22 protein-coding genes are annotated in these 25,588 nt (G+C 41.1%); 1 reads left to right on the forward strand and 21 read right to left on the reverse strand.

Going from position 1 to position 25,588, the window contains the following annotated elements; all coding sequences use genetic code 11:
* Nucleotides 1–274: 274 nt before the first annotated feature.
* From BM294_RS07550 to BM294_RS07575, 6 genes are all read right to left on the reverse strand, one after another.
* The gene (locus BM294_RS07550; protein WP_091206435.1) at nucleotides 275–550 is read right to left on the reverse strand and encodes a hypothetical protein; all 276 of its coding nucleotides are present in this window, start codon (nucleotides 548–550) and stop codon (nucleotides 275–277) included.
* An 11-nt stretch (nucleotides 551–561) separates the two neighbouring features.
* Nucleotides 562–1,104: a CDP-diacylglycerol--glycerol-3-phosphate 3-phosphatidyltransferase gene (pgsA, locus tag BM294_RS07555; protein WP_091206436.1), complete on the reverse strand. Its 543-nt coding sequence runs from the start codon at nucleotides 1,102–1,104 to the stop codon at nucleotides 562–564.
* On the reverse strand, nucleotides 1,104–2,372 hold the full coding sequence (gene rimO, locus BM294_RS07560; RefSeq protein WP_091206438.1) for a 30S ribosomal protein S12 methylthiotransferase RimO: 1,269 nt from the start codon (nucleotides 2,370–2,372) through the stop codon (nucleotides 1,104–1,106). Before rimO ends, pgsA begins: the two co-directional genes overlap by 1 nt.
* A gap of 2 nt (nucleotides 2,373–2,374) precedes the next feature.
* Nucleotides 2,375–2,767 (reverse strand): DNA-directed RNA polymerase subunit omega, encoded by a 393-nt coding sequence (gene rpoZ / locus BM294_RS07565; RefSeq protein ID WP_091206440.1) that lies wholly within the window; start codon nucleotides 2,765–2,767, stop codon nucleotides 2,375–2,377.
* Nucleotides 2,748–3,386, reverse strand: coding sequence for a guanylate kinase (gmk, locus tag BM294_RS07570; protein ID WP_091206442.1), 639 nt, complete (start codon nucleotides 3,384–3,386; stop codon nucleotides 2,748–2,750). The genes rpoZ and gmk overlap by 20 nt, the downstream gene beginning before the upstream one ends.
* A 129-nt stretch (nucleotides 3,387–3,515) precedes the next feature.
* Entirely contained in the window at nucleotides 3,516–4,397 is an 882-nt protein-coding gene (locus tag BM294_RS07575) for a YicC/YloC family endoribonuclease (RefSeq protein ID WP_242944477.1), read from the reverse strand.
* 168 nt (nucleotides 4,398–4,565) lie between these two features.
* Between BM294_RS07575 and BM294_RS07580 the strand changes: the two genes are divergently transcribed.
* Nucleotides 4,566–6,341, forward strand: coding sequence for an Rqc2 family fibronectin-binding protein (locus BM294_RS07580; protein ID WP_091206444.1), 1,776 nt, complete (start codon nucleotides 4,566–4,568; stop codon nucleotides 6,339–6,341).
* Nucleotides 6,342–6,478: 137 nt separating this feature from the next.
* Here BM294_RS07580 and BM294_RS07585 read toward each other — a convergent pair whose 3' ends face one another.
* The 15 genes from BM294_RS07585 to sufU form a co-directional block, all read right to left on the reverse strand.
* The gene (locus BM294_RS07585) at nucleotides 6,479–7,228 is read right to left on the reverse strand and encodes a YebC/PmpR family DNA-binding transcriptional regulator (RefSeq protein ID WP_091206445.1); all 750 of its coding nucleotides are present in this window, start codon (nucleotides 7,226–7,228) and stop codon (nucleotides 6,479–6,481) included.
* A 207-nt stretch (nucleotides 7,229–7,435) separates the two neighbouring features.
* Complete coding sequence (locus tag BM294_RS07590; RefSeq protein WP_091206447.1) at nucleotides 7,436–8,584, reverse strand: ADP-dependent NAD(P)H-hydrate dehydratase; 1,149 nt, start codon at nucleotides 8,582–8,584, stop codon at nucleotides 7,436–7,438.
* A gap of 157 nt (nucleotides 8,585–8,741) precedes the next feature.
* On the reverse strand, nucleotides 8,742–9,101 hold the full coding sequence (acpS, locus tag BM294_RS07595; protein WP_091206449.1) for a holo-ACP synthase: 360 nt from the start codon (nucleotides 9,099–9,101) through the stop codon (nucleotides 8,742–8,744).
* A 13-nt stretch (nucleotides 9,102–9,114) separates the two neighbouring features.
* Entirely contained in the window at nucleotides 9,115–9,750 is a 636-nt protein-coding gene (locus tag BM294_RS07600; protein ID WP_091206451.1) for a redox-sensing transcriptional repressor Rex, read from the reverse strand.
* A gap of 345 nt (nucleotides 9,751–10,095) precedes the next feature.
* A complete protein-coding gene (locus tag BM294_RS07605) occupies nucleotides 10,096–11,382 on the reverse strand; it encodes an adenylosuccinate synthase (protein WP_091206453.1) in 1,287 nt (428 codons plus the stop codon).
* Between the two features lie 838 nt (nucleotides 11,383–12,220).
* On the reverse strand, nucleotides 12,221–13,747 hold the full coding sequence (gene yjeM, locus BM294_RS07615; protein ID WP_091206455.1) for a glutamate/gamma-aminobutyrate family transporter YjeM: 1,527 nt from the start codon (nucleotides 13,745–13,747) through the stop codon (nucleotides 12,221–12,223).
* A gap of 182 nt (nucleotides 13,748–13,929) precedes the next feature.
* A complete protein-coding gene (locus tag BM294_RS16820; RefSeq protein ID WP_242944478.1) occupies nucleotides 13,930–14,160 on the reverse strand; it encodes a type 2 periplasmic-binding domain-containing protein in 231 nt (76 codons plus the stop codon).
* 244 nt (nucleotides 14,161–14,404) lie between these two features.
* The gene (gene purB / locus BM294_RS07625) at nucleotides 14,405–15,841 is read right to left on the reverse strand and encodes an adenylosuccinate lyase (RefSeq protein WP_091206461.1); all 1,437 of its coding nucleotides are present in this window, start codon (nucleotides 15,839–15,841) and stop codon (nucleotides 14,405–14,407) included.
* 563 nt (nucleotides 15,842–16,404) lie between these two features.
* Nucleotides 16,405–17,169: a 4-hydroxy-tetrahydrodipicolinate reductase gene (gene dapB / locus BM294_RS07630; RefSeq protein ID WP_091206464.1), complete on the reverse strand. Its 765-nt coding sequence runs from the start codon at nucleotides 17,167–17,169 to the stop codon at nucleotides 16,405–16,407.
* 142 nt (nucleotides 17,170–17,311) lie between these two features.
* The gene (gene dapA, locus BM294_RS07635; protein WP_091206466.1) at nucleotides 17,312–18,196 is read right to left on the reverse strand and encodes a 4-hydroxy-tetrahydrodipicolinate synthase; all 885 of its coding nucleotides are present in this window, start codon (nucleotides 18,194–18,196) and stop codon (nucleotides 17,312–17,314) included.
* Between the two features lie 225 nt (nucleotides 18,197–18,421).
* Complete coding sequence (gene typA / locus BM294_RS07640) at nucleotides 18,422–20,260, reverse strand: translational GTPase TypA (RefSeq protein WP_091206469.1); 1,839 nt, start codon at nucleotides 20,258–20,260, stop codon at nucleotides 18,422–18,424.
* 120 nt (nucleotides 20,261–20,380) lie between these two features.
* Nucleotides 20,381–20,995 carry an IMPACT family protein gene (locus tag BM294_RS07645; RefSeq protein ID WP_091206471.1) on the reverse strand — a complete coding sequence of 205 codons (615 nt, stop codon included), beginning with the start codon at nucleotides 20,993–20,995 and terminating at the stop codon, nucleotides 20,381–20,383.
* Nucleotides 20,996–21,121: 126 nt separating this feature from the next.
* Nucleotides 21,122–23,755: a transglycosylase domain-containing protein gene (locus BM294_RS07650; RefSeq protein WP_175494591.1), complete on the reverse strand. Its 2,634-nt coding sequence runs from the start codon at nucleotides 23,753–23,755 to the stop codon at nucleotides 21,122–21,124.
* Between the two features lie 523 nt (nucleotides 23,756–24,278).
* Nucleotides 24,279–24,920, reverse strand: coding sequence for an RpiB/LacA/LacB family sugar-phosphate isomerase (locus BM294_RS07655; RefSeq protein WP_091206474.1), 642 nt, complete (start codon nucleotides 24,918–24,920; stop codon nucleotides 24,279–24,281).
* Between the two features lie 186 nt (nucleotides 24,921–25,106).
* A complete protein-coding gene (gene sufU / locus BM294_RS07660; RefSeq protein ID WP_091206476.1) occupies nucleotides 25,107–25,574 on the reverse strand; it encodes a Fe-S cluster assembly sulfur transfer protein SufU in 468 nt (155 codons plus the stop codon).
* Between the last annotated feature and the right edge of the window lie 14 nt (nucleotides 25,575–25,588).

Here is a 25,588-nt window from a genome sequence, read left to right on the forward strand (position 1 = left end):
TCGATTAAAAATCGAAGGCAGTTGTCTGCTGAATACTCAAACTTGAGTCCTTTTGCTATGAAAAACGACTACGTTATTTGTGTTCGGGCGGGTCATAAAGTCTCAAATCAACGTGCAAGCAAGTGATTTGGTTCTTTTGGCCCTTACATCATATTATTAAATTCCTTTTGACAGATTTATACAACCAGTCAAGTTGAATTATCTGATGAAAATCTGGGTATATTATACGGATATACCAATGAAACTCAAAAGAAACAATTCACATTTACAGCACTTATGGCTGCAAATCACTTCTTGAAAGTATCATCCTTGTGACACACTCTACAGCATCTTTATAACCGTATCCTATTCCTAGTACTTCTACGTCATCTGTATCGAGCCGTGGATTCAAAAACATGGCCTGATTATAGATTTCGTAAAGATTAGGGCTCTTTGCTTCTATGATGACATAGGCACCGGGCTGAAAATGTCTCTTGCGAAGATTTTCAAGTATATATTGCTTTCGTTTTCCGGCATGTCTGCCCCAATACAGATTTTTTGAGAAAATCATGTGCGAACCCTTTACATACCGCCTTCAGTTATGACGCGGATGTTCTTTGCCATGTAATCTACCAGCGATACTATGGTGAGTACCAGCGCTATAAGTGCAATGATAGCAGTGACAGTACTTAATACCGGTATATTGATGATCAAAAGTATAACAGTTAACATCTGGAAGGTTGTTTTGAATTTACCCCACCAGGATGCCGCTATAACTATTCCGTTGTCTGCTGCCACAAGTCTGAATCCTGAGATGATAAACTCTCTTGCAATGATGATGATAACATACCATGCAGGGAGCTGATCCAGTTCTATAAGACATATAAGTGCAGAGCAAACAAGAAGCTTGTCTGCCAAAGGATCCATAAACTTTCCAAAATCAGTTACAAGCTGCTGTTTGCGGGCAATCTGACCATCCAAAAAATCCGTAAAAGATGCGAGACAGAAAACTATCAGCGCAGCTATACGCAATGTCTGATCCTGACCACCTTTATATAGTAATAAAACTACAAATATCGGAATCATGACGACACGAAGCAGTGTCAGTTTGTTAGGTAAGTTCATCAGATACGTTCTCCAATCAGATCATATCCATCTGTATCAACGATATGACAATCAATCATATCACCGGATAATTTGTTGTTATATTCTCCTGCATCTACATATACCACGCTGTCAATGTCGGGATTGTCCATATATGAACGGGTGATATACATATTATTTTCCGGATCATAGCCCATGACGATAACTCTCAGATCCCTGCCTATCTGCTCTTTTGCCTTTTCAAAAGCGATAGTCTGCTGGATTCTCATGATCTCGTCCTGACGCTGAAGCTTGATCTTTTCAGGTACCTGTCCATCCATTTCAGATGCAGCTGTACCCTCTTCCTGAGAGTAAGGGAATGCTCCAAGACGGTCAAATCGCATTTCTTTGACGAAATCCTTCAATATCTCAAAATCTTCATCTGTCTCGCCCGGGAAACCGGTTATGAGAGTTGTACGTAACGCAATATCAGGAATAGCCTTTCTGAGTGCTGCGATACGCTCTTTGAGTTCGGCCTGTCTGGTACGTCTGTGCATGTTCTTGAGAATATTGTCTGAAGCATGCTGGATAGGTATATCAAGGTAATTAACTACCTTCTTGTTATCACGGATGGTCTCTATGAGCTCATCTGTGATTTCTTCTGGATAACAATACAGAATACGTATCCATTCGATACCGTCTATTTCAGAAAGCTTATTGAGAAGTTCCGGAAGAGCCTTCTTGTGATAAAGATCCACTCCATAAAGAGTGGTCTCCTGTGCAACAAGAATCAGTTCTTTAGTGCCGTTTTCTGCAAGCTGTTTTGCCTCGTCGAGAAGATGTTCCATGGGAACAGAACGATAATGACCTCTGAGGCTTGGAATAATGCAATAAGTACAATACTTGTCACATCCCTCGGCGATCTTCAGGTATGAAGTATAATTGTCGGAATCAGCAACTCTTGCAAGCTGAACATCCAGTTTTTCAACGTAATCCTTTACACCCATGACTTCATCAACTTCCGGCATCTCTTTTCTGATCTGGTCTTTATAACGTTCAACCAGACATCCTGCCACGATTAGTTTCTGAAGTTTACCGTTTTCTTTATATTCGCCCATCTCAAGGATGGTATTGATACTTTCTTCCTTGGCATCACCTATGAAAGAACAGGTATTGATGACTGCAATGTCGGCATCAGCGGGATCATCTGTAAGCTCTGAACCCGGATACTTCTCGAGAAGATTGCTGAGCATCTTCTCACTATCTACTCTGTTCTTGTCGCAGCCAAGTGATATCATGTGAATCTTCATGCTTATGCTTCACTGTCTGAGTTGTAGTCATCTTCAGAAGAAGCAGAAGGGCTGTTGTCGATAAGCTCAGCTGTTCCGTCATCCTCGTCATCAAACTCTTCTGTTGCAAAATCAAAACGCTTCTCAACGGCATTGGTTCTGAACTCATCCTCGATCTCTGAACCACGCTTGATTGTTATGGCATTCTTTGCAAGCTCTTCTACAGCGATTGAAAGTGGCTTTCTGCTTGGGTCTACAGGAAGAACCGGAGCTGCACCATCGATCAGCTGTCTTGCACGCTTAGCGCTTGCGATAACAACTGAATATCTGCTTTCTACGAGTTTATCTGTATCATCCTGAATCGCATTGGTATTGTTAGCTGCATCGATCAGGTCATTATATGTTTGCTGTGACATCTTCTATCCTCCTAAGATCTCTTCTTACATTTTCAATAATATCAATGTGTTGATGTGCTTTTTCGTGTTGAGCACGAATGAGATTATGCAATTTTTCGGTGCATGTGTCAATATCATCGTTTATTAAAATATAATCATAGGCTTCAACGCCTTCCGACTCCTGAATGGCTCTTTTAAGCCTTTTTTCTACTACATCCAAAGCTTCTGTTCCTCTTCCGATGAGACGCTTTTTGAGTTCCTCACCTGAAGGAGGTGTGATGAAAACAAGTACTGAGTCAGGGAACTTGGATTTGATTTTGAGAGCTCCCTGAATCTCTATCTCCAGAAGAACATCCTTGCCCTCCTGAAGCTTTGATTCGACAAATGCTTTCGGTGTTCCGTAGTAATGCTCTACATACTGAGCGTACTCGATAAGTTCATCCTTCTCTATCATCTCTTCAAACTCTTCCTTTGTTTTGAAGAAATACTCACGTCCATCAACTTCTCCCACTCTCGGAGAACGTGTTGTACATGAGATAGAAAGTGCGTAATTGTCATATTTGCTTAGCAGACTCTTCATGAGAGTGCCCTTGCCGGCACCGGAGAAACCCGATACAACCACTAAAGATCCTTTATTCATATTACCTCGGTTATATAATGACGTGAGTGTCAAAATTATTTACCACTCACTGATTATCTCTGACGCACACATTCGTGTGTAATGTGCTACTTCATATAATGGTTTAATATTTAAAAATAATTGATGCTTTTACTCCAGGTTCTGAATCTGTTCCCGGATTTTCTCTATCAATGTCTTTAATCCGATAGCATCATCAGAGATAATGAGGTCATTGGCCTTACTAAGAGTCGTGTTGGCTTCACGATTCATCTCCTGAGCAAGGAAATCAAGTTCTCTTCCTACAGATCCGCCGTTTGTAAGCTTACTGCGCATATTCTTTATATGACTGTGGAGACGAACTCTCTCTTCATCGGTGCATATCTTATCAGAATAAATGGTTACTTCCTGAACGATCCGCGATTCATCTATGCTTGCTGTTCCGAGAAGTTCTGTGACTTTCGCACGAAGTTTCTGCTCATATACAGCTGTGATCTCAGGTGAACGTTCATCTATACGTTTGACTATTTCTTCCATCTCTGACAGTTTCTCCAGGAGATCCTTCTGAAGATTGATACCTTCGGAAATCCTTGTATCCACGAAATGTGTAAGGGCATCACGAAGTGCAGGTTCAAGTCTGTTCCAAAGTTCGTCCTCATCTTCTGACTCTTCCGAAAGCACCAGGACATCAGGAAGGCTGGCAATGTTAGTGACTTTTATATTGTCATCTACGCCTAATTCTAAACATATCTTTCTCATGGAGTCGAGATACTCCCTGGCAAGATCCATATTTAAGCGTAATGATTTGGAACCTTCACCAAACTCGTCGTAAGTGATAAAGAGATCCACTTTTCCTCGTGAAATAAACTCTTTAATGGTATTTCGGATGTTGGCTTCCAAAGCATTGAACTTTTTGGGCATCTTTATATTGAGATCAAGGAAACGGGAGTTTACAGACTTGACCTCAACTGAAAGACGATATATGTCGTTAGATACCTCACATCTGCCAAATCCGGTCATGCTTTTTAAATCCATAGCATACCTCTTTATATAGTGTTTGTCGGAAATGTTGCTTAGTCTACAGCTTGTCTTTTCCGAACATTTGTTATAAATTATAGTCTACCTAAAAAAATAAGTAAAGTTAAAGCGAAATGGCATGTATTAATGTACATTATATTATTATAGAAGAAAGGCGACACATTTATGGCATATGACGGACTTGTTGTATCAGCTACAGTTAAAGAATTTCGTGAACGTCTTATCGGCGGAAAGATATCAAAGATAACTCAGCCGGAAAAGGATGAGATAGATTTTGTCATAAGAAACCAGAAGGATAATTTCCGTTTGAAGATTTCTGTAAATCCTTCTCTTCCTCTTTGTATTCTTACTGAGGAGAAGAAACTTTCTCCTATTGCTGTGCCAACTTTTTGTATGGCGTTAAGAAAACATATCGGAAACGGTGCGATACTTGATGTGATACAGCCGGAACAGTCTCTAAAGTCTTCAGGTCTTGAGAGAGTAATCATATTTGAAATAGAGCATCTTGATGAGATGGGTGACCTTGGCAAGAGATATCTTTCCATAGAACTCATGGGTAAGTATTCGAATATTATATTATATAGAGAAGATTTAAGTATCATTGATGCCGTAAAGAGAATTTCAGTTTCACAGTCTTCTGTCAGAGAAGTTCTTCCCAACAGACCCTATTTCATTCCGGACAGTGGTGACAAAAAGAATCCGCTGGAACTTGATGAAGCCGGTTTTACGGAACTACTCAGGGTGAAACCCGAACCTGTATTTAAGGCATTATTCCATAGCATAACAGGGATTAGTCCCTTGACAGCATCTGAGATGTGTCACAGAAGTGATGTGGATCCTGATATATCAGCCAATTGTCTTCCGGTTGAAGCATTTGCAAAGCTCTATCAGGGATTCAGAGGAATAGTTTCCATGGTCACTGTAGAATCGAAACCTGATCCTGTCATCATATATAAGGATGGAATCCCGACGGATTTCTCGGCATTTTCACTATCTATCTATGAGAATGATTCGCAGTATGAAATCAGACATTTCGATTCCATGAGTGATGTCATCGAGCGATTCTACAGTGAAAAGGATAAAAGTTCCAGAATCAGACAGAGATCAACAGATCTTAGAAAAGTGCTTAATACACTTATGGAACGAGCTTCCAAGAAACTGAACATTCAGGAAAAGCAGTTGAAGGACACAGAGGGTATGGACAAGTTCAGAGTTTACGGAGAACTTCTTCATACCTATGGTTATTCGCTTCAAGGTGGCGAGGATCATCTCATATGTGAGAATTTTTATACCAATGAAGAAATCAGCATTCCTCTCAAGAAAGATCTGACAGCATCAGAGAATGCGAAACATTATCTTGAAAAGTATGATAAATTAAAGCGAACCAAGGAAAATGTTATTATACAACTTCGTGATACCAGACAGGAGCTGGAACACCTTGAGTCGATTCAGACTGCACTTGATATAGCAGAGAGTGAAGAAGATCTTCAGGATATCAGAAGAGAGATGGGAGATTTCGGATTTATTCATAAGATTCAGGGCAAGGACAAGGGTAAGCTTCAGAGAAAATCAAAGCCATATCATTTTGTCTCAAAGGATGGTTATGAGATTTTCGTCGGAAAGAATAACTACCAGAACGAAGAGGTTACCTTTAAGATCGGTGATGGCGGAGATATGTGGTTCCATGCCAAGAATGTTGCCGGATCGCATGTTATAGTGAAGACCGGTGGTCAGCCTATGGATGAGATTCCTGACAGTCTGTTTATAGAAGCTGCCGGTCTTGCCGCCTACTACTCTTCTCACAGAAATGATAAGAAGGTGGATGTTGATTATACTCCACGTAAGAATCTGAAAAAGGTTCCTAATGCTGCGCCCGGATTTGTCATCTATCATCAGAACTGGTCTGTAACTGTGGAGCCAAAGAATATGACTGAGGTATAAGACTGATTAATTATAAAAAAGGTGGTTCCATCATAATACGGAACCACCTCGTTTTGTCTGTAAGTATCTGAACTCTACTTAAACAGAATCAATACACTAATATATAATCATGTATTGATAAATATTCATACAGAGAATCAATCATCGTTCTCTTCTGCCCAGTTTGTGTAAACATTCTGAACATCTTCTGATGCATCAAGAAGATCAAGAGTTCTGCGAAGGCTCTTAACTGCCTCAGGATCTGTGACAGAAACATAATTCTGCGGAACCATGACAACATCAGCCTCAGCCATAGGAATGCCCTGCTTCTCGATATTTGCACGAACCTCGTCAAAATCCGAAGGAGCTGTATAGATTACATATGAATCTTCCTCGTCCTGAATATCCTCGGCACCTGCCTCGATAGCCATATCCATAAGAGTATCGAAATCCTTATCGAGATCATCCATAGCTTCCTTATCAAGAATGATCTGTCCCTTCTCATCAAACATGAAAGAAACTGCACCCTGTGTTGCAAGTGAGCCCTTACCCTTTGTGAAAGCTGAACGAATATCAGCTGCAGCACGGTTCTTGTTATCTGTAAGTACCTTTACGATAAGAGCAACACCGTTAGGACCATAGCCCTCATACTGAAGCTCTTCGAAGTTGTCCGCCTCCATTGATCCGGCAGCCTTCTTGATGCCATTGTTGATAGTGTCGTTAGGCATGTTGTTTGCCTTAGCCTTTGCGATAACGGCAGCAAGCTTAGAGTTGTTGGAAGGGTCAGGACCGCCGGCTTTAACAGCAAGCGCAATCTCATGGCCGATCATTGTGAATATTTTGCCCTTAGCAGCATCATTCTTTTCTTTCTTTGCTCGAATATTAGAAAACTTTGAATGTCCTGACATATCTTACTCCTCATATCATAAATAAAAATCAAACTCTAGTACTATAACGTAAAAAAAGCGTCAAATCAAGAGTTTCCTGATCTGACGCCCAATATTTAGTCTAAAACTGTTAATGATTCAGATTCCTTCATCAGATGATATACGCCCACCGGAATCTGATGTCTTTCAGAACAGGTCATTGCATAGAATTTTTTCATAATCACTTTATTATGAATTGCTTTCCTTGATACTATCGAGAATCAGTCCTAATGTATCGGCAGTTTCTCTCGCAAGAACTCCGTTGATTCCATGAATATTTGCTGCTTTTCTACCTGATTCCGCATGTATAAGTACGGCAATCACCAGTGCCTTGTACAGGAGTTCGAAAGAATCTGAAGAACTGTATGATGGCTTGCTTTCAGTCTGGGTATCACATTCACAGTCATGGGGCCTTGTTTTGACAGCATTATCATGTTTGCCAGCAGCTCTCATTAATGCATATATACCTGCAACAGCACCGCTCAGCACATCACCTGATCCGCCTTTACTGAGTGCCGGACTCGGAACCGGATTCCTGAAAAGATGTTCTCCCTGTGTATCAGAGATTACTGATTTACTTCCTTTGAGAAGCGTTACTATATGGTGTTCTTTGGCAAATGAAGATGCAATGTGTTCAGGTTCCTTCAGAATTTCAGATATATCAAGTCCGGTCAATCTGCTCATTTCCATCGGATGTGGTGTGATGACAACAGGAATTTGAAGTGCGATGCTTTTTAGTCCAGTCAACATTGACGTGCTTTTACTGAGAAGATTAATACCGTCTGCATCTATAAGAAGCATTGGCATCTTCTTTATATGATTCCTGTTTAATGAAGAAGTACTCAATGATCTTGAAATTCCTGAGTCCGATGACTTTGGTATGGATGTTTGAGAAGCTTCAGTGGTGTCAAATGAGTTTTGTGAAGATGCTGCACGGGAATCAACATTAGTACACCACAAATGGTTTATCTCAGATAGCACTGAATCCAGTATTTTTGCACTTTGTTCTGATATTCCAAGTCCCGGACCGGCAATTACGATATCACTCCAGCTTATGTTTATTCTTATAATGTTTTCTATATCCGAAGTACTGTCGTATCCTTGAAAGATGGCTTCCGGAAGCAGAGTCTGAAGGATGATCCTGTTCTCTTCGTGAGTCAGGATTTTGACAAGTCCTGCGCCACTGCGATAGGCTGCCAGAGCAGAAAGATAAGCTGCACCGCTCATTCCTTTGCAGCCTGCAACTATAAGAATTTTTCCATAGGTGCCTTTATTGCTGTTTTCAAGGCGTTTGGGAATTGATTCAAGATAGGTTGAGGCATCTGTTTCTATTTGCATTTTGAACTCCGTATATTTTGTAAAATAAAAAAATATGAGGGTCTAAAATATCAACACTCACGTCATTATATATAAACGACTCCGTTTTTTTTAGTGTGGTTTAAAAAGTGAGTTTATTTTATATGTTGTTCAATTACTGACTGAATAAACAGGTTTTTTACCCTTCTATCACTGCAAATGCCGAAACCAGTTCCCCGGTATCGGTGATGGAAACGTGAATCATTTTTCCTCCGAGCTCTTCGAACTTTTTTAGAGCATTCCCATGAAGAACCACGTAGGGCTTGCCAGAATCCTCTCTCAGAATCTCGATTTCAATAGGACGGATTCCTTCTGCGAATCCTGTTCCAAAGCATTTGACCACACATTCTTTACATGCAAAATCACCGGCAAGCATCGAGTCTTTGTCAGATGCCTGCCGGAGTTCTTTTTCAGAGAAAATACGTTCTGCAGTATGATTTTTACGGGTATTAGCAATACGCTTAATTTCAAGAAGGTCAGTTCCGATACCGATTATCATAGCTGCCTCACTATCAATCTTCGAGAGCTTCGCCCATTCTGTAGCTAAGTCTCATAAGTGACTCAGAAAGATGAACATTTTCAATCACGATATTTTCAGGAACTTCAAGGTCAACGTGAGCGAAATTCCAAATGCCTACGATTCCGTCTTCGATAAGCTGCTCGACAACCTTTACGGCAGCCTCTTTTGGGATACAAACCGCAGCCATTTTGATGGTAGAGCCCTTGATTGTCTCATCGAGTGTATCCATGGACTGAATCTCAATATCTCCTACCTTTACACCCACAAGGCTTGGATCTTTATCAAATATAGCTTTAACTATGAAGCCTCTCTTACGGAAATTGGTGTAATTTGCAAGAGCCTGTCCCAGATGTCCTGCTCCAACGATAATCATCTCATGTTCGTTGTCAATGTTCAGAATCTTTGCTATCTCATCATGAAGATTCTTAATATTGTAGCCATATCCCTGCTGACCGAAACCTCCGAAGTTGTTCAGATCCTGTCTGATCTGAGATGCGGTAAGTTTCATACGTTTACTGAGTTCGCTTGAGGAAATACGCTCGATTCCCTGATCCATAAGATCCTCAAGATAACGATAGTATCTTGGAAGTCTCTGAATGACAGCCTGTGAAATCTCTTTTTTTGCCATGATTACAATTCCTCTATTATTAAAGATTTTTGGTAAATTTTATTCATATTATTTATCACGTTAATAGTATACATTTCTGTTAATTATATGTCAAAAAGAAATGGTAGAATTCTTAACAAAGTTCGAAAAATATTTAACAAATATATAAGAAGATTTTGTGAAAATGATGATTACTGTTTTCAGTAACCAGTGCTTATAGGAAATTAAATGCCTGAAGTAAAAAAGAACTTTCAAACATGAGTTTGAAAGTTCTTTTTTGGTTTACGTTATGTAGAACTTTTGGTACAAAGTGTACCCGGATCTGTCAAGTGTGTGATAAACACTTTGCATTCACTTTATATAATGTCAAATCTTCGGTGTACGCTTAAGTATCTCGTGTCTCTCAGGACCGTTTGAAACCATGGTGATTGGAGTCTCAATCTGCTTCTCAATGAAGTCGATATAGTCCTTGCACTCCTTAGGAAGCTCGTCATAATTATTGATGCCGCGGATATCACAGTTCCAGCCCGGAAGTGTCTCATAAACAGGCTTTGCCTTGTTAAGAAGTGGTGTAACAGGGAAATCTGTGGTTACTTTGCCATCGATTTCGTAACCTGTACATACTTTTAGTTCCTTAAGATATCCGAGAACATCGAGTACTGTAAGAACAGCTTCTGTAGCTCCCTGAAGCTGACAGCCATACTTGGAAGCAACTGCATCATACCAGCCGACTCTTCTCGGGCGGCCTGTAGTTGCACCGTACTCTCCCTTGTCTCCGCCTCTTCTTCTGAGTTCTTCTGCTTCATCACCGAAAAGTTCTGAAACAAAATCACCTGCACCTACTGCTGAAGAATAAGCCTTTGTTACAGCGATGATATCCTTTATCTCATAAGGGGGAATTCCTGCACCTACTGCACCGTAAGCTGCAAGAGTTGAGCTTGATGTAACCATAGGGTAGATTCCGTGATCCGGATCCTTCATTGTGCCAAGCTGACCCTCGAGAAGAACAGTCTTTCCAGCCTTAAGTGCTTCTCTTAAGAACTTTGAAGTATCTGTAACGTAAGGAGCAATCAGATCTCTCTGCTTATGCATCTCTTCAAGGAGCTCATCATAGCTGATTTCAGGTGCATGATAAAGTTCGCGAAGCATAGCATTCTTGATCTCAACCACTTTGTGAAGTCTGTCTGTGAGTATTTCCTCATCAAAAAGCTCATTAACCTGAAGACCGATCTTTGCGAACTTGTCAGAGAAGAAAGGAGCGATACCTGACTTGGTTGAGCCATAGCTCTTTCCTGCAAGTCTGGCCTCCTCAAGTGAATCGAAAAGTACATGATATGGCATCATGACCTGTGCGCGATTGGAAACAAGTATCTTAGGCTTTGGAACTCCGGCATCAACGATAGACTTTAACTCAGTACAGAACTTTTCTATATCAAGAGCAACGCCGTTGCCAAGTACTGAAGTTGTGTGATCGTAAAATACACCGCTTGGAAGAAGGTGAAGTGAAAAACGTCCGTAGTTGTTGATGATGGTATGTCCTGCATTGGCACCACCCTGAAAACGAACTACGATATCTGAAGATTCGGCAAGCATGTCTGTGATCTTGCCTTTTCCTTCGTCTCCCCAGTTTGCTCCTACGATAGCTCGAACCATATAAATCCTCCTAAAGAGATAGTATCCGGCCGGATACTACTGATGCCCCTCACCTTTTTGACACGTAATGATCCAGGTAATATAAGAACATCTAAATGTTGTAATGTCTTTCTTATCGATCTGATAGACGACAATACTTGAATAGAATCTTTCTGATCAGGATCACGCAGATTTACTGCTGTGAGAGATTCGTGACCGAAGCATCAAAAAATTATTTTTTTGTTAGTTTCGTGAACCAGATGAATACATATAGTACCGTCGGGACCACTATCAGGCAAAACAAAACAGCCAGAAGATACTCTGTTTTTGCACCGGTAAAAGCGAAAAACAAAAGCAATATAAGCAATATGGCTATACATATCAATGCTAATATCGCAAGTATACGCTTTATAGTCAAAACAGCACCTCCATGATAATTTGCGTTGCACAGACAAGAAAAATTATATAAATAAAAAACCAATATTTCAAGTTCTATCATAAGTGTTCAAAGCACAGTGCACATTTATCAACCTGCTTGTTTTATCAACTGGTTAAAAATTATCTTGTGATCAGTTCATTATTGCATAATCACATGATGTAAGTATCAGAAGTATTGGCCACTCCCTGAATATGCGGGGCATAAAGTATCGAATCTAAAAAGATGATAACAGTTTTGAATACAAGAAAACTCCGACATATAGTATCTATGAGAGATGCCATATATCGGAGTAAAAGTTCAATCTTTAACTGTAAAAACTGTCCGTTTGGTCCAAAACCAGACGTGGAATATATTCCGGTTCGCATCTGATCATAATGTTAAACAATATTGATCTTAATATGTCGGAATAAATAATCAGCCTCAGGCAATCTTTTTTGCCTTTTCTTCAGGACCTTCAGCTTTTCGCTTCTCATATCTTGTATAGATAACATAAGCTGCAAATCCGAAAAGTACAGGACCTATGATTGACCAGAATGTGGTCTTGAAGTCTCCGTCAAGTGCAGGCTGTATAATAGCGAAAAGGTTTGCAAGGAACAAAGTAAGTGTAACGATATATCCCCAGAAAGAAGCTGACTTCTGAGATTTGTATACCTCAAAGCTTCTGTCTATACCCTGAAGCTTCTTAAACTTAGGGAAAGCGTAGGAAATGAACATGTAAGGAATGGTCATACCTACGTTTACCATGGCTGTAAGGATAAGGAAGAACTGCTGCATGGTATCTCCGCCGAAGGAAACAAGAAGTACCATGGTGCAGACGATGGCGCACTGAATCCACATAGCATTCTTAGGCATGCCATCCTTCTCAATAACACCCATCTTTCCCGGCCAGAGATCCTCAGGTGTTCCCTCTATCATCTGCTTAAGAGGTGAGTAAACGAGTGTAAACATTGCACCCATAAGGGCAAGGAACATAATAAGTGCGTAAATTCGTGCGAAACCGTGGGCGAGAGTTACCTGCAGCGCTTCAGATGCGCCAAAGGCTCTGCCGAAGGTTGATGCAAAGTTAGACATTATTACATAGGATACATTTCCAAGGGTAATGTTTTCAGCCCCGAGTATCTCATCATAATTTGTGAATGAACCAACCAGCATGATAAGAAGTGCATAGCCCACAAGGATGACCACAGCCGCTGTAACGATACCTTTAGGGAAATTCTTCCTGGGATTTTCAGTCTTATCCACAAGACCGCCCACGGCTTCTATTCCGCCGTAAGCAAAAAGCGCGTATACGATGAAGGACAGTATCATGATGAAATTGCCCTGATATGCAGCATTAAGAGGAGTCTTTAATGACTCAAGGCCGAGGAATGGCTGCTCCAGCTGACCGTGGCGTGCGATGATCATGACTATAGAGCCCACAAGTACAAGTACATTGATGGTAAGTACCGCCGAGCCTCCGATAGAGGTTACTTTGCTTATCTTGTCAATACCTTTGGAATCAAAGTAGGTTATCACGATAAAAAATGCTACAGCCATGATTCCCAGAAGCTTAGAACCGGATATAAGCTCAGAGCCAAACAGAGACCATGTGGAAGTTGTATCACTTCCGAAAATAATGTTTGATATAGGTACCCAGATTCCGGAAGAAACATTGACCATCCAGAGAACGTATGAGGTATACCACATAAAGGTTCCGATAAATGCATATTTAGGACCTACGGACTTCTCCATCCATGAGTACATTCCTCCGGTCTCGTTACGGAAGGCGGAACCAAACTCCGCAATCATAAATGCAAATGGAATAAAAAACAGGATTCCTGCGATGACAAACCATGGAATCGCCGCATATCCCATAAGATAGTAGGATCTTGGGATGTTATTGAATCCGTATACTGATGTGAAGATCATCAGTATAAGTGACATTAAACCGAGTTTCTTTTCTTTCATCTTACTTCTGTGATGTTCGTTCCTTCAGATGCATCACAGCTCCTTTCTTTTGTGCTTCGCATGGATTCAAAAAAATACACGCGAGGTTATATAATACATAATTACAAGTTATATGTAAATATCACTTTTGCACAATTTGTACAAAAATATACTCCACAAAAAAAAGAGGATGAAGCGATGCCTCATCCTCTTATCTTCAGTTTTAATGTATTAGGATACCATGAATCATCAGTTTCCAGATATTCCGGAAACATGGTTATCTTTTCATGCTGAGTCATCAGAATCTTCAGAACAGGCTCATCCGTGGCATAGGCATCTATTTTATGAGTTTCCAGTGTATTTATCAGATCTGCCCTTGTGTTTAGATATACAAGCTTTGCATCAGGAATTCTTTCCTTTACTATTTCGTCCAAAACGGTTCCGGTCTGAATTCCGATACGTTTACCATTGAAATCCGATGATGATTTTTCTCCATCATTTTCTATCTGTTCATTTGATGTAACAGGAGTTTTGGCATAAACATTGCAGGAAAAATAGACAGTTAAAAGAGCAAATATAAATGTTATTTTTAATATTTTTTCTGCATAAAAATACAGCCGTGGGCAAGAGGGCTAACGCCAAATCTCATCCACGACTGTACGGTTACTTGTTTTATATTTATACCTTGATATCTGCTGTAAGTCCGAGAATCTCTTTGTTTTCCTCAAGGATCGGCTTAACAACTTCGTTTATGTAGTCTTCTGTCTGCTTTGGAGAACGGCCAACATAACGCTCAGGCTGCATGCTTGCTTCGAGATCTTCAAGTGTAAGGTGGAAGCTTGGATCAGCGGCGATAAGCTCGAGGAGATTGTTGTCCTTACCTTCTTCCTTTACTGTCTTACCGGCTTCCATGCTAAGCTGTCTGATCTTCTCATGAAGCTCCTGACGGTCTCCGCCGGCCTTGACAGCATCCATCATGATATTTTCGGTTGCCATGAAAGGAAGCTCTGCCATAAGGTGCTTGCGAATTACCTTAGGATATACAACAAGACCGTCAACAACGTTAAGGTAAAGATCAAGGATACCGTCAATGGCGAGGAAGCCTTCAGGTACTGAAAGACGCTTGTTTGCAGAATCATCAAGGGTACGCTCGAACCATTGTGTGCTGGATACAAGCATAGGATTCATAACGTCTGACATTACATAATCCGCAAGAGAAGCGATACGCTCGGAACGCATAGGATTACGCTTGTAAGCCATAGCACTGGAACCGATCTGATGCTTCTCGAAAGGCTCTTCAATCTCCTTCATGTGCTGAAGCATACGAATATCATTTGTGAACTTGTGTGCTGACTGTGCGATACCTGCAAGAATGCTTAATACGCGGAAATCGACCTTGCGACTGTAAGTCTGACCTGAAACCGGATAGCAGGACTTGAAGCCCATCTTCTCAGCTATCTTCTGATCAAGCTCACGGCACTTATTGTGATCGCCGTCAAAGAGCTCAAGGAAAGATGCCTGAGTTCCGGTAGTTCCCTTGGAACCGAGTAATTTGAGAGAATCAAGAACATAATCCAGATCCTGAAGATCCATAACGAGATCATTGATCCAGAGAGTAGAACGTTTGCCGACTGTAGTTGGCTGTGCCGGCTGGAAATGTGTATATGCAAGAGTCGGGAGATCTTTATGCTTCATGGCGAACTTGCTGAGTTCATTGATACAGTTGATGAGCTTCTTACGTACAAGTTCAAGACCCTGACGCATGATGATGATATCTGTGTTATCTCCTACATAACAGGATGTAGCTCCCAAATGAATTATGCCCTTGGCATTAGGACACTGAACGCCGTATGCATAAACGTGGCTCATTACATCATGACGAACCTCTTTCTCACGTGCTTCGGCAACCTCGTAGTTTATATCATCCTGATGTGCTTTCAGTTCATCAATCTGTTCTCTGGTAATGTTAAGACCCAGCTCATGCTCTGTCTCAGCGAGAGCTATCCAAAGCTTTCTCCATGTACGGAACTTGTTGTCCTGAGAGAAAATGTACTGCATCTCCTCAGAAGCGTAACGACCTGTCAGTGGGCTGGTATAACGATTATGTTCTGCCATCTTGATCTCCTTTTACTAAAACATAAATGAGTGATGATTCGAGTTGTTTATTTACTCGCAACATTTAGAACTATATAACATTTTTTCTCCGCTGTCGAATGCTTATTATATTATGATGTAAAGGTCAAAAGTACCATATCACATGCTTGCGCGTTGATTTGAGACTTTATGACCCGCCCGAACACGAATAATGTAGTCGTTTTGCACAGCAAAAGGACCCGGGTTCGAAGGTTCAGCAGCATATTGCACACTAATGTGTGCGTTGGCGCTAGTCAGTGAGTGGCAAATTCTTTTGACATTGACGTCATATTATTTTTAAAATTAAAATAGCCCCATTAGAACCACTTTGATATGTTTTCCTTGTTATCCATCACCAAGTCAGAGTTTATATCAGGAAAAATCTGACATTGGTGAGGGCCATAGTGGTTCATATAGGGCTGTTTTTATATTTTTCCTACGAAGCGTCCCGTTTTTTGATAGCGATGCCTGCCGGTTCTGCACAATATATCCATATGTTAAGCCATCACAGAATTGAATATCTGCGAATGTATTAATTCACTCATTTACGCCAGTACATCCTGCATTGAATAAAGTCCGGCTGCCTTACCATTGAGGAACTTTGCGGCATTAAGAGCACCGTTTGCAAAAATATTTCTGGAGTAAGCTGTATGGTTGAATGTGATAACCTCATCTTCGCCTGCAAAAATGATATCGTGAACACCTGCAATAGTGCCACCACGGACAGCACTGATACCGATTTCATCGTGAGGGCGTGCCTGACGACGATCGGAGCGATCGTAAACATAATTCATCTTATTGTCGAGAGCCTCATTGACAGCGTCAGCTATGGCAACGGCAGTTCCTGACGGAGCATCCTGCTTTCTTCTGTGGTGCTGCTCAACGATGTCAATGTCGAAGCCTTTCGCATAGAGTTTTTTTGCTGCTTCCTTAACAAGTGAAAGAATAAGGTTTACACCTATGGACATGTTGGCACTTCTCAATATAGGTGACTTCTTTGAAATCTCTTCTACTCTTGCAAGCTGGGCTTCTGAAAGTCCGGTAGTACACTGAACACATGCCTTGCCAGTCTTCTCTACATAGTCAAGGAGTCCGTCTATAGCAGGAGCTACTGAAAAATCTATGATGACATCAAAATCCTCTGTCACCTTATCAAAGCTGCTGTATACAGGAAAACCCACTGCCGGATCATCAAAATGATCCTCACGATCAACTCCGGCGACTACTTCGATGTCCTCCATAACCTTAGCACAATTTGCAACATTTCTGCACATAACGCCCATGGCGCCGAAAACCAATACTCTAGTCATTTTCTCTCCTATTTAAAAATGATTGAATTTACATCACAATAAATGCATCTAATTAAAACAATTCAGCAGGGGAAAATGTAATCCACAGGCTCCAGACTACATGTGCCACTGCTGAACTGTTACATCTGATTTAAATAATCAATCAAAGAATACCGTACTTCTCCATCTCTTCCTTAAGAAGTGCCTTGGTAGTATCAGTTGCCTCTGTAAGAGGAAGTCTCATAGAACCTACATTCTTTCCCTGAAGATTCATGGCTGCCTTTACAGGAATAGGGTTAACCTCTGCAAAAAGTGCCTTGATAAGAGGAAAAGCCTCGAGCTGGGCATCAAGTGAACCCTTGACATCACCATCAAACCACTTCTGACAAATATCATGAGTCTGCTTAGGTGCTACATTGGATAGAACTGAGATAACTCCTGAACCGCCAAGTGCAAGAAGAGGAACAACCTCATCGTCATCGCCTGAGTAAAGAGCGAAGTTATCATCAACAAGAGTCATAAGCTTTGTGCTCATCTCGATGTTTCCGGTAGCATCCTTTACGCCTACGATGTTCTCAACATTCTTATAAAGATATGCCATAGTCTCCGGCTGAATGGTAACACCGGTTCTTGATGGAATATTGTAAAGTATACAAGGAATGCTTATGGCCTCGGCTATAGCTGTAAAATGCTGGATAAGACCGTTCTGTGTAGCTTTATTGTAGTAAGGAGTAACAAGAAGGACTCCGTCAGCGCCTGCCTCTTCTGCCTGTTTTGAAAGATCAATGGCAGTCTGTGTACAATTACTGCCGGTACCGGCTATAACAGGAATACGATGTGCTACCTTATCTATGATGAAACGTACAACATCCATGTGCTCCTTTTCAGACATGGTCGAAGCTTCACCTGTTGTTCCACAGGCAATAATAGCATCTGTGCCGCCTGCGATCTGCTCTTCTATGATCTCTGTCAGTTTATCGTAATTTACTGAACCATCCTCATGAAATGGAGTAATAAGAGCTACTCCTGCCCCTTTAAATATGGCCATAATAACCTCCAGTTTTTATGGTTTTAAACTAAACTCAGCCTATTATACAACATGAAATAAAAACAGGCGACAGAAAATCTGCCGCCTGCCATATTTTTTATTTATTGCAGAAATACTGTAAGAAATGCTATCAGATTCATTATCAGACTGCAATCATCTGATTACCGGTTATACTGAAACCATCTGTTAATGCCTGATTACATTACATTTTTTCAAACAATGAAATCAGCCATTATTCTTTCTGGCAATTCCTGCTCTTTTTCTGAGTGTAGGATCAAGAATCTTCTTACGGATACGAAGGTTCTCAGGTGTAACCTCGAGAAGCTCATCAGTATCGATGAAGTCAATACACTGCTCAAGAGACATGATCTTCTTCGGAGTAAGCTTAAGAGCTTCATCAGATGAAGATGTACGTGTGTTTGTAAGGTGCTTGGTCTTGCAGACATTAAGCTCGATATCCTCAGACTTAGGTGACTGACCGATAACCATTCCTGAATATACCTTCTCGCCAGGTCCGATGAAAAGAGTTCCTCTTGCCTGAGCCTGGAAAAGACCGTAAGTTACAGCCTCACCATTCTCAAAAGCGATAAGTGAACCCTGGTGACGATATGAAAGCTCACCTCTGAATTCGCCGTAGCCGTCGAACTCAGTATTAAGAATACCGTTACCCTTTGTATCTGTCATGAACTCGCCTCTGTAACCGATTAGACCTCTTGAAGGAATATCGAACTCAAGACGTGTATAACCTGTTGCAAGCGGGCTCATACCATTGAGAACACCCTTTCTCTGTGTGAGCTTCTGGATGATAGTACCTGTGCACTCATCAGGAACATCTATGTAAGCAATCTCCATAGGCTCCATCTTCTTGCCCTGCTCGTTTGTCTTGTAGATAACCTCAGCCTTTGATACAGCAAACTCGAAACCTTCACGACGCATAGTCTCGATAAGAACTGAAAGGTGAAGCTCTCCACGACCTGAAACTTTAAGTGTATCTGCAGAATCTGTTTCCTCTACACGAAGTGAAACGTCTGTCTGAAGCTCTCTCATGAGACGGTCACGGATATGTCTTGATGTGACAAACTTACCTTCCTGACCTGCAAGAGGAGAATCATTTACGATGAAATCCATTGAGATAGTAGGCTCAGTGATCTTCTGGAAAGGAATAGCCTCTGCATCCCCGGTTATTACAGTATCACCAACATGAAGATCCTCAATACCTGAAATAGCAACAATCTCACCACATTTAGCCTCGGTAACATCTACTCTTCTGAGACCGTCAAATGTGTAAAGCTTTGTAATTCTTACCTTGCTTCTCTTGCCTGAATCATGGTGGTTAACAACAAATGCCTCCTGATTAAGCTTAAGAGAACCGTTCTCAATCTTACCGATACCGATACGACCAACAAACTCGTTGTAGTCGATAGTTGAAACAAGCATCTGTGTATCAGCCTCTGCATCACCAACAGGTGCAGGGATGTAATCAATGATAGCCTGGAAAAGAGGCTCCATATCCTTCTCTTCGTCGTCAAGCTTTGCCTTTGCAAAACCTTCCTTTGATGAAGCGTAAAGGAACGGGCAGTCAAGCTGCTCGTCTGAAGCATTGAGATCCATCATAAGTTCAAGAACCTCATCTTCAACCTCTGTAGGACGAGCCTGTGGCTTGTCGATCTTGTTGATGACAACAAGTACAGGAAGTCTTAAGTCGAGAGCCTTCTGAAGAACGAAACGTGTCTGAGGCATAGGTCCCTCAAATGCATCAACAAGTAGGATTGCACCGTCAACCATCTTTAAGATACGCTCAACCTCGCCACCGAAGTCTGCGTGACCCGGAGTATCGATGATATTGATCTTCGTATCCTTATATGTTACAGCTGTGTTCTTTGAAAGTATGGTGATTCCTCTTTCACGCTCAAGAGGATTGGAATCCATGACACGGATACCGATATCCTGATTGTCACGGAATACACCGGACTGCTTCAAAAGTTCATCTACCAATGTTGTTTTACCGTGATCGACATGGGCAATGATGGCGACGTTACGAATGTTTTCTCTCTTCTCTCTCATTCTTTTACCTCTATCAAAATAATGTGAGTGTCAAATAATCTGCCACCCACTAACTGACTTTATAATCTATAAGCTATAAAGCTTTATATAACCGTCAAGGGCAACAACTCAAAAAAAATCTTACGCATTATACCACCGGTATTTCTCAATTGCAAGAGTAATGCTTCCGCCGGATAATTCTTGTATTTGATTTTGAAATGACGAAAGTTTGTCAGATGGAACGTGCCATGTCATATTGACATTGTTTCCGTATTCGGCATTGGCTTCAATGATTCCTTCTGTTTCAGTATAGTATTTTATTTTTCCTACTAATGTATATGGTATTTCTGCTGTGGCCTTGTAACCTTCAACTGCAGTAAGAACAGTCGCAGCATCAATGGCGGCCTTAGCAGCATTGGTATAACTTCTGACCAGTCCACCGGTACCGAGAAGAGTTCCTCCGAAATACCTGGTAACCACGATAAGGGCATCCCGTATCTCCTGCCCTTTCATAACATTAAGTATTGGCATACCGGCAGTCTGTGAAGGTTCACCATCATCTGACTGCTTGACCATTTCATAATTATCACCCAAAACATAGGCGAAGCAATGGTGACGTGCGTCATAATACTTCTTTCTGATGGCTGCAATATGTTCCTGTGCTTCTTCCTCACTTTTAATAGGAAATATTTCACCGATAAAACGAGATTTTTTTTCTTCGTATTCGCCAGTGGCATAATCTTTGATGTATTTCATTGATACCTCTTGGATAATGTGATTTTATAATGCTTTATAGATAATGTAACTTATCATATCAAATTCCCCATCTCATATAGAGATGGGGAAAATAATAAGTATAAATCACATCGTAAAGATATATTTCTATCCTGTTATAACAGCAGGTATTTCAGCTCCGCCAGTTGGACCTCCGCTTGGACCGAATTCCACTGTTTCAGGCTGCTGTACTTCTGTTGTGGCCTGAGTTTCAGGGAGATTTATAACAGGCGGCAATATATTGGTCTCAGCCTGATGATCACTGTAACTATATCCGCCGTCATCTGTTCCGTAGCTTTCATCATCAGGGACTTTTATTCCGCCCCATCTATAGTGATGATCACAGGTATCTACAGGAACTGTTCCGGCTGTAAAGTACTCAGTAATGACTGCACTTCCACGATAGTCGCGATAACATCCGCTTGACGGAAGCATTCCGGACTTACGGCAGACTTCTGCGGTAACTATTCCTGCAGGTTCTTCGAATCCTATATCAGGAAGTCCTTCATGAACTCGTTCCATGATCTTTCGCCATATATCCTTGTGGAATCCGGATCCTCCATTATACTCTCCGCTTGCACTGTCTATAAGCGGCTGGTTTTCATCACAACCACCCCATACACCTGCTGTGTAATATGGTGAAAATCCAACAAACCAGATGTCTACATCCTTCGTTGTTGTACCCGACTTTCCGGCAAGACTCATTCCGTCAAAGTGTGCTCTTGTAGATGTTGAGTTTACATTGATGGAACCGGAAAATGCTCTGTTTGGGAGCATAGATTGACTCATAGCATCAGTCAAAAGGAATGCCGTAGTGGGTTTCATAGCCTGCCTTGCTTCATCAAGTGTTGTATCGATGATGACATTACCATCCTGATCTACGATTTTAGTAAAGAACTTGGCTTTGTTGAACCGTCCTTCATTTGCGATAGTGGCAAATGCCTGGGTAAGTTCTAGATTGGTTACACCATTGGTCAGACCACCAAGAGCAAGAGCAGGATTTTCATCATCATCAACTAGGCTTGTGATACCGAGATTCTCTGCATAGAGTCGACCCTTGTGAGGATCCAGCTGCTCCATCAGACATCTGACTGCTATGATGTTTAGTGAGTAGATGATACCGTCACGTATGGTCTGATATCCCAGATAACCCTTGCTGTACCAGTTCTTAAATGTTTTCTCACCTATGGTATACGGACCGTCGTAAAAGCTTGTAGCAAGAGTGGCACCGTAAAGATCAATTGCAGGTGCAAAACTGGATATAACCTTAAAGGTTGAACCCGGCTGTCTCGGAGTATTGGTAGCACGATTAAGTGACAGTGAGAACAGCTTTTTACCACGTCCACCACTTATAGCCTTTACCTGTCCGGTATGTTGATCCATAAGCACAAATGAAACCTGAGGTTCAAGTGTGGCATAATACTTTTCACCAAGCTCAACATCTGTATCTGTGAGAAGTTCTGACTTATATTCCTCTATATAAGAATGTGCTGTATCCTCTGACTTAAAGAGACCATTGAAAGATACACCTCTTACTTCTTTTATATAACGGATCAGATCCTTTTCGGAGTAGTTCACCACAGTACCGTCAGCATGACGAACTGTATATCTCCATGTGATGGAATATTTCTCGGTATCATAATTTTCAGGATTGTTAACCTCTTCATCAACTATGGTCTGTAATGAAGGATCCTGAGTTGAATAAATGGTCAGACCGCCGGAATAAAGCATGTCAGTAGCTTCTTCCTTACTGTAGCCCAAACGTTCCTGAAGTTCCTCTACAACCTGTTCCGTAAGTTCATCTACAAAGTATGAGTATGGTTCATCCACTTCCGCTGATTTCTGAGTGTCTACATCCTTGATTCGTGAATACACATCGTCAGCCTTTGCTGCATCATACTGAGATTTGGTGATGTATCCCTGTTCAAGCATATTTGCAAGAACCTGCGCACGTCGTTCTGAATTTCTCTCAGGATGAGTGATCGGGTTCAGTGCAGAAGGATTCTTGGTAATGGCTGCAATAACAGCACACTCGGATAAAGTCAGTGTATTTACTTCTTTATTAAAGTATCTTCTTGCTGCGACCTTCACTCCGAGAGTATTGGCACCAAGGTTTATAGTGTTCAGGTACTCTGTGATGATCTGCTGCTTGAGTTCCTCCTTTGAGATATCTGTCTGACTTTCAAGTTCAAGTGCCAGATATTGTTCCTGGAACTTACGAACGTACTTTTCGAAAGATCCTTCATTGAGTCCACCGCCGAAAACATTATTCTTGATGAGCTGCTGGGTAATGGTGGAACCACCACCTGCTGAACTGTTATCCGATACGACTCCTCGTACTGCACGTAGTATTGACTTGATATCGATACCGTTGTGCACCCAAAAACGTTCATCCTCAATAGATACAAATGCATTGATCAGATCCTGAGGCAGCTGATCGTAAGTAACACGTTCTCTGTTTGAACCTGCCTGTACAAGTTTTGCTGTAACATTGCCCTCAGTGTCAAGTACTGTCGAGGCATATGCTGTCGGTCCAACATGTATGGACTTGATGTCAGGAGCAGAGTCAAGTATGCCCATAAACATACCGTAACCCAGAGCGCCGGTCAGTATTCCTCCGAACACTGCACCAATGATAAGTGACATCTGGAAAAAATGTGTGATGCGGTGTCCGATCTTACCTTTTGTATCATCCAGGGCATCAAGTGTTTTATCAATATTATATCTTGTGTATTTTGTCATTATTCCTGCCTGAGTTTAGCTTACTTTATATAAGTAAATAGGATTTACGGCACAGAATACTATTGCGCATAAATACCTATAATAAATCAATCTAATTATACAAGCCTGCTAAAACCTATGCAATGATGTCAGACTTACAAAATATTGAAGTTTGAAAAGTGTTTGTTGGATAAAGATACATATATTTTATAGAAATATTTATGGCATATATAATTTAAATCATTTTTAACCGGTTTGAATCAATCGTCACAATGGCATTTTTTCTTGTATTCAGTTAATGTATTTTACATTTCAAATAAAAACCTGCAATAAGAAACGACGCTCAAGAGAGCGCCGTTAATAGTTGATTGGTTGTTTGATAGATATAATAATATTAAAGTTGGTTTGTTTTGAATAATTAATAGCGCGCTAATCTGAAATTGATTAACCGCCTGTGATGTATCATCACTCAACATATATGATACATCTTGTTGAGTCTGTCACGTATTTATAGCAATATCGAAACTGACTACTGATACTTTCATCAGTCTACAAGAGACTTGATGTATGCACCGATCTTTTCATCCTTGCAGTTGGCAAAGAAAAGCTCTTTAAACTTTTCACCAAGGAAAGCACCCTTTACGAGCTCGGGATCAAGTTCCTTAAGTACTTCTACAAGATCCTGTCTCAGTGTATGCTTACGAACCTCATCAAGAATCTTTTTATTTCTCTGTTCAGGCTCACGTCTCTCTGGTGGATATCCTCCACCGAATGGCTGCGAAAAGAGCTTCTCAAAAATGTAAACGAGGTTGAGATCTCCACCCCATCCAAACTTAAGTGCGAATGGAAGTGCTACAGCATTACCATCGTTGATCTGTGCAAATGTAAAAGCATCCAGTGGATCTTCAACATGACCGCAGATAACTCCCGGAAATGAATTGAGAGCAAGCATGGCACCCTCTCCTGTTCCGCAGCCTGTTACTACGAAATCAGCAGCGCCGCTGTTGAGAAGAACTGCAGCAAGAATACCATTCTGAACGTATGTGAGCTGAGCCTTGTCATCTGCGCTATACATGCCATAGTTGTCTACAATGTAGCCCTTTTCATCTGCAACTTTTTTGAGAGAGTTGTAGATGACAGCATTTTTAGCCGCCTGAGAGTTCTCATTGATTAATGCAATTCTCATGATTTATATATCTCCTTTTAGTATTTGGTTAACCGATTTACTAATGCTTATTTTAGATGATAAGTCAGACAAATACAAGTGGATTGTTGCGAAAATGCATGAATTGTAATACAAAAAGAAACAGTTCAGATGGATGTACTGTTAAACTCAACATTTACCATCTGAACTGTTTCACTATTAAACGGATTACTGTTCAAACTTTCCGTCGTATTTATCTATTTTTCCGTTGTCTGCATCCTCAAATATCTGACTCATGGTATGCCATCCGAGAACCGCACACTTCACACGGGCGGGCATGTGATGAATGTCTTCCAGAATTCCGGCTTCTTCAAGTTCTTCCTTCTCTTCCGGTGTGATGGTATCTTTTATCATACGAAGGAAAATGTCAGAAAGTCTCAGTGCCTCTTCTCTGTTCTTTCCTATGATCAGGTCACACATCATATCTGCGCTGGCCTGGGAAATGGCACAGCCGTCACCATAGAATGATGCTTCTGAGATGTTATCGGAATCATCAACTTTGATATAAAGAACCACATCATCACCGCAGCTTGGATTCACTCCCTCCAGCGAGTAGGTAGCATCTTCCATTTTATACTTATGAGTGGGATGGATATTGTGGTCTGTAAGTATTTCATTATAAAAGGTATTGGCCATAGTGTTTCTCCAAA

This window comes from Oribacterium sp. WCC10 (assembly GCF_900113415.1).
Taxonomy (GTDB): Bacteria; Bacillota; Clostridia; order Lachnospirales; family Lachnospiraceae; genus Oribacterium.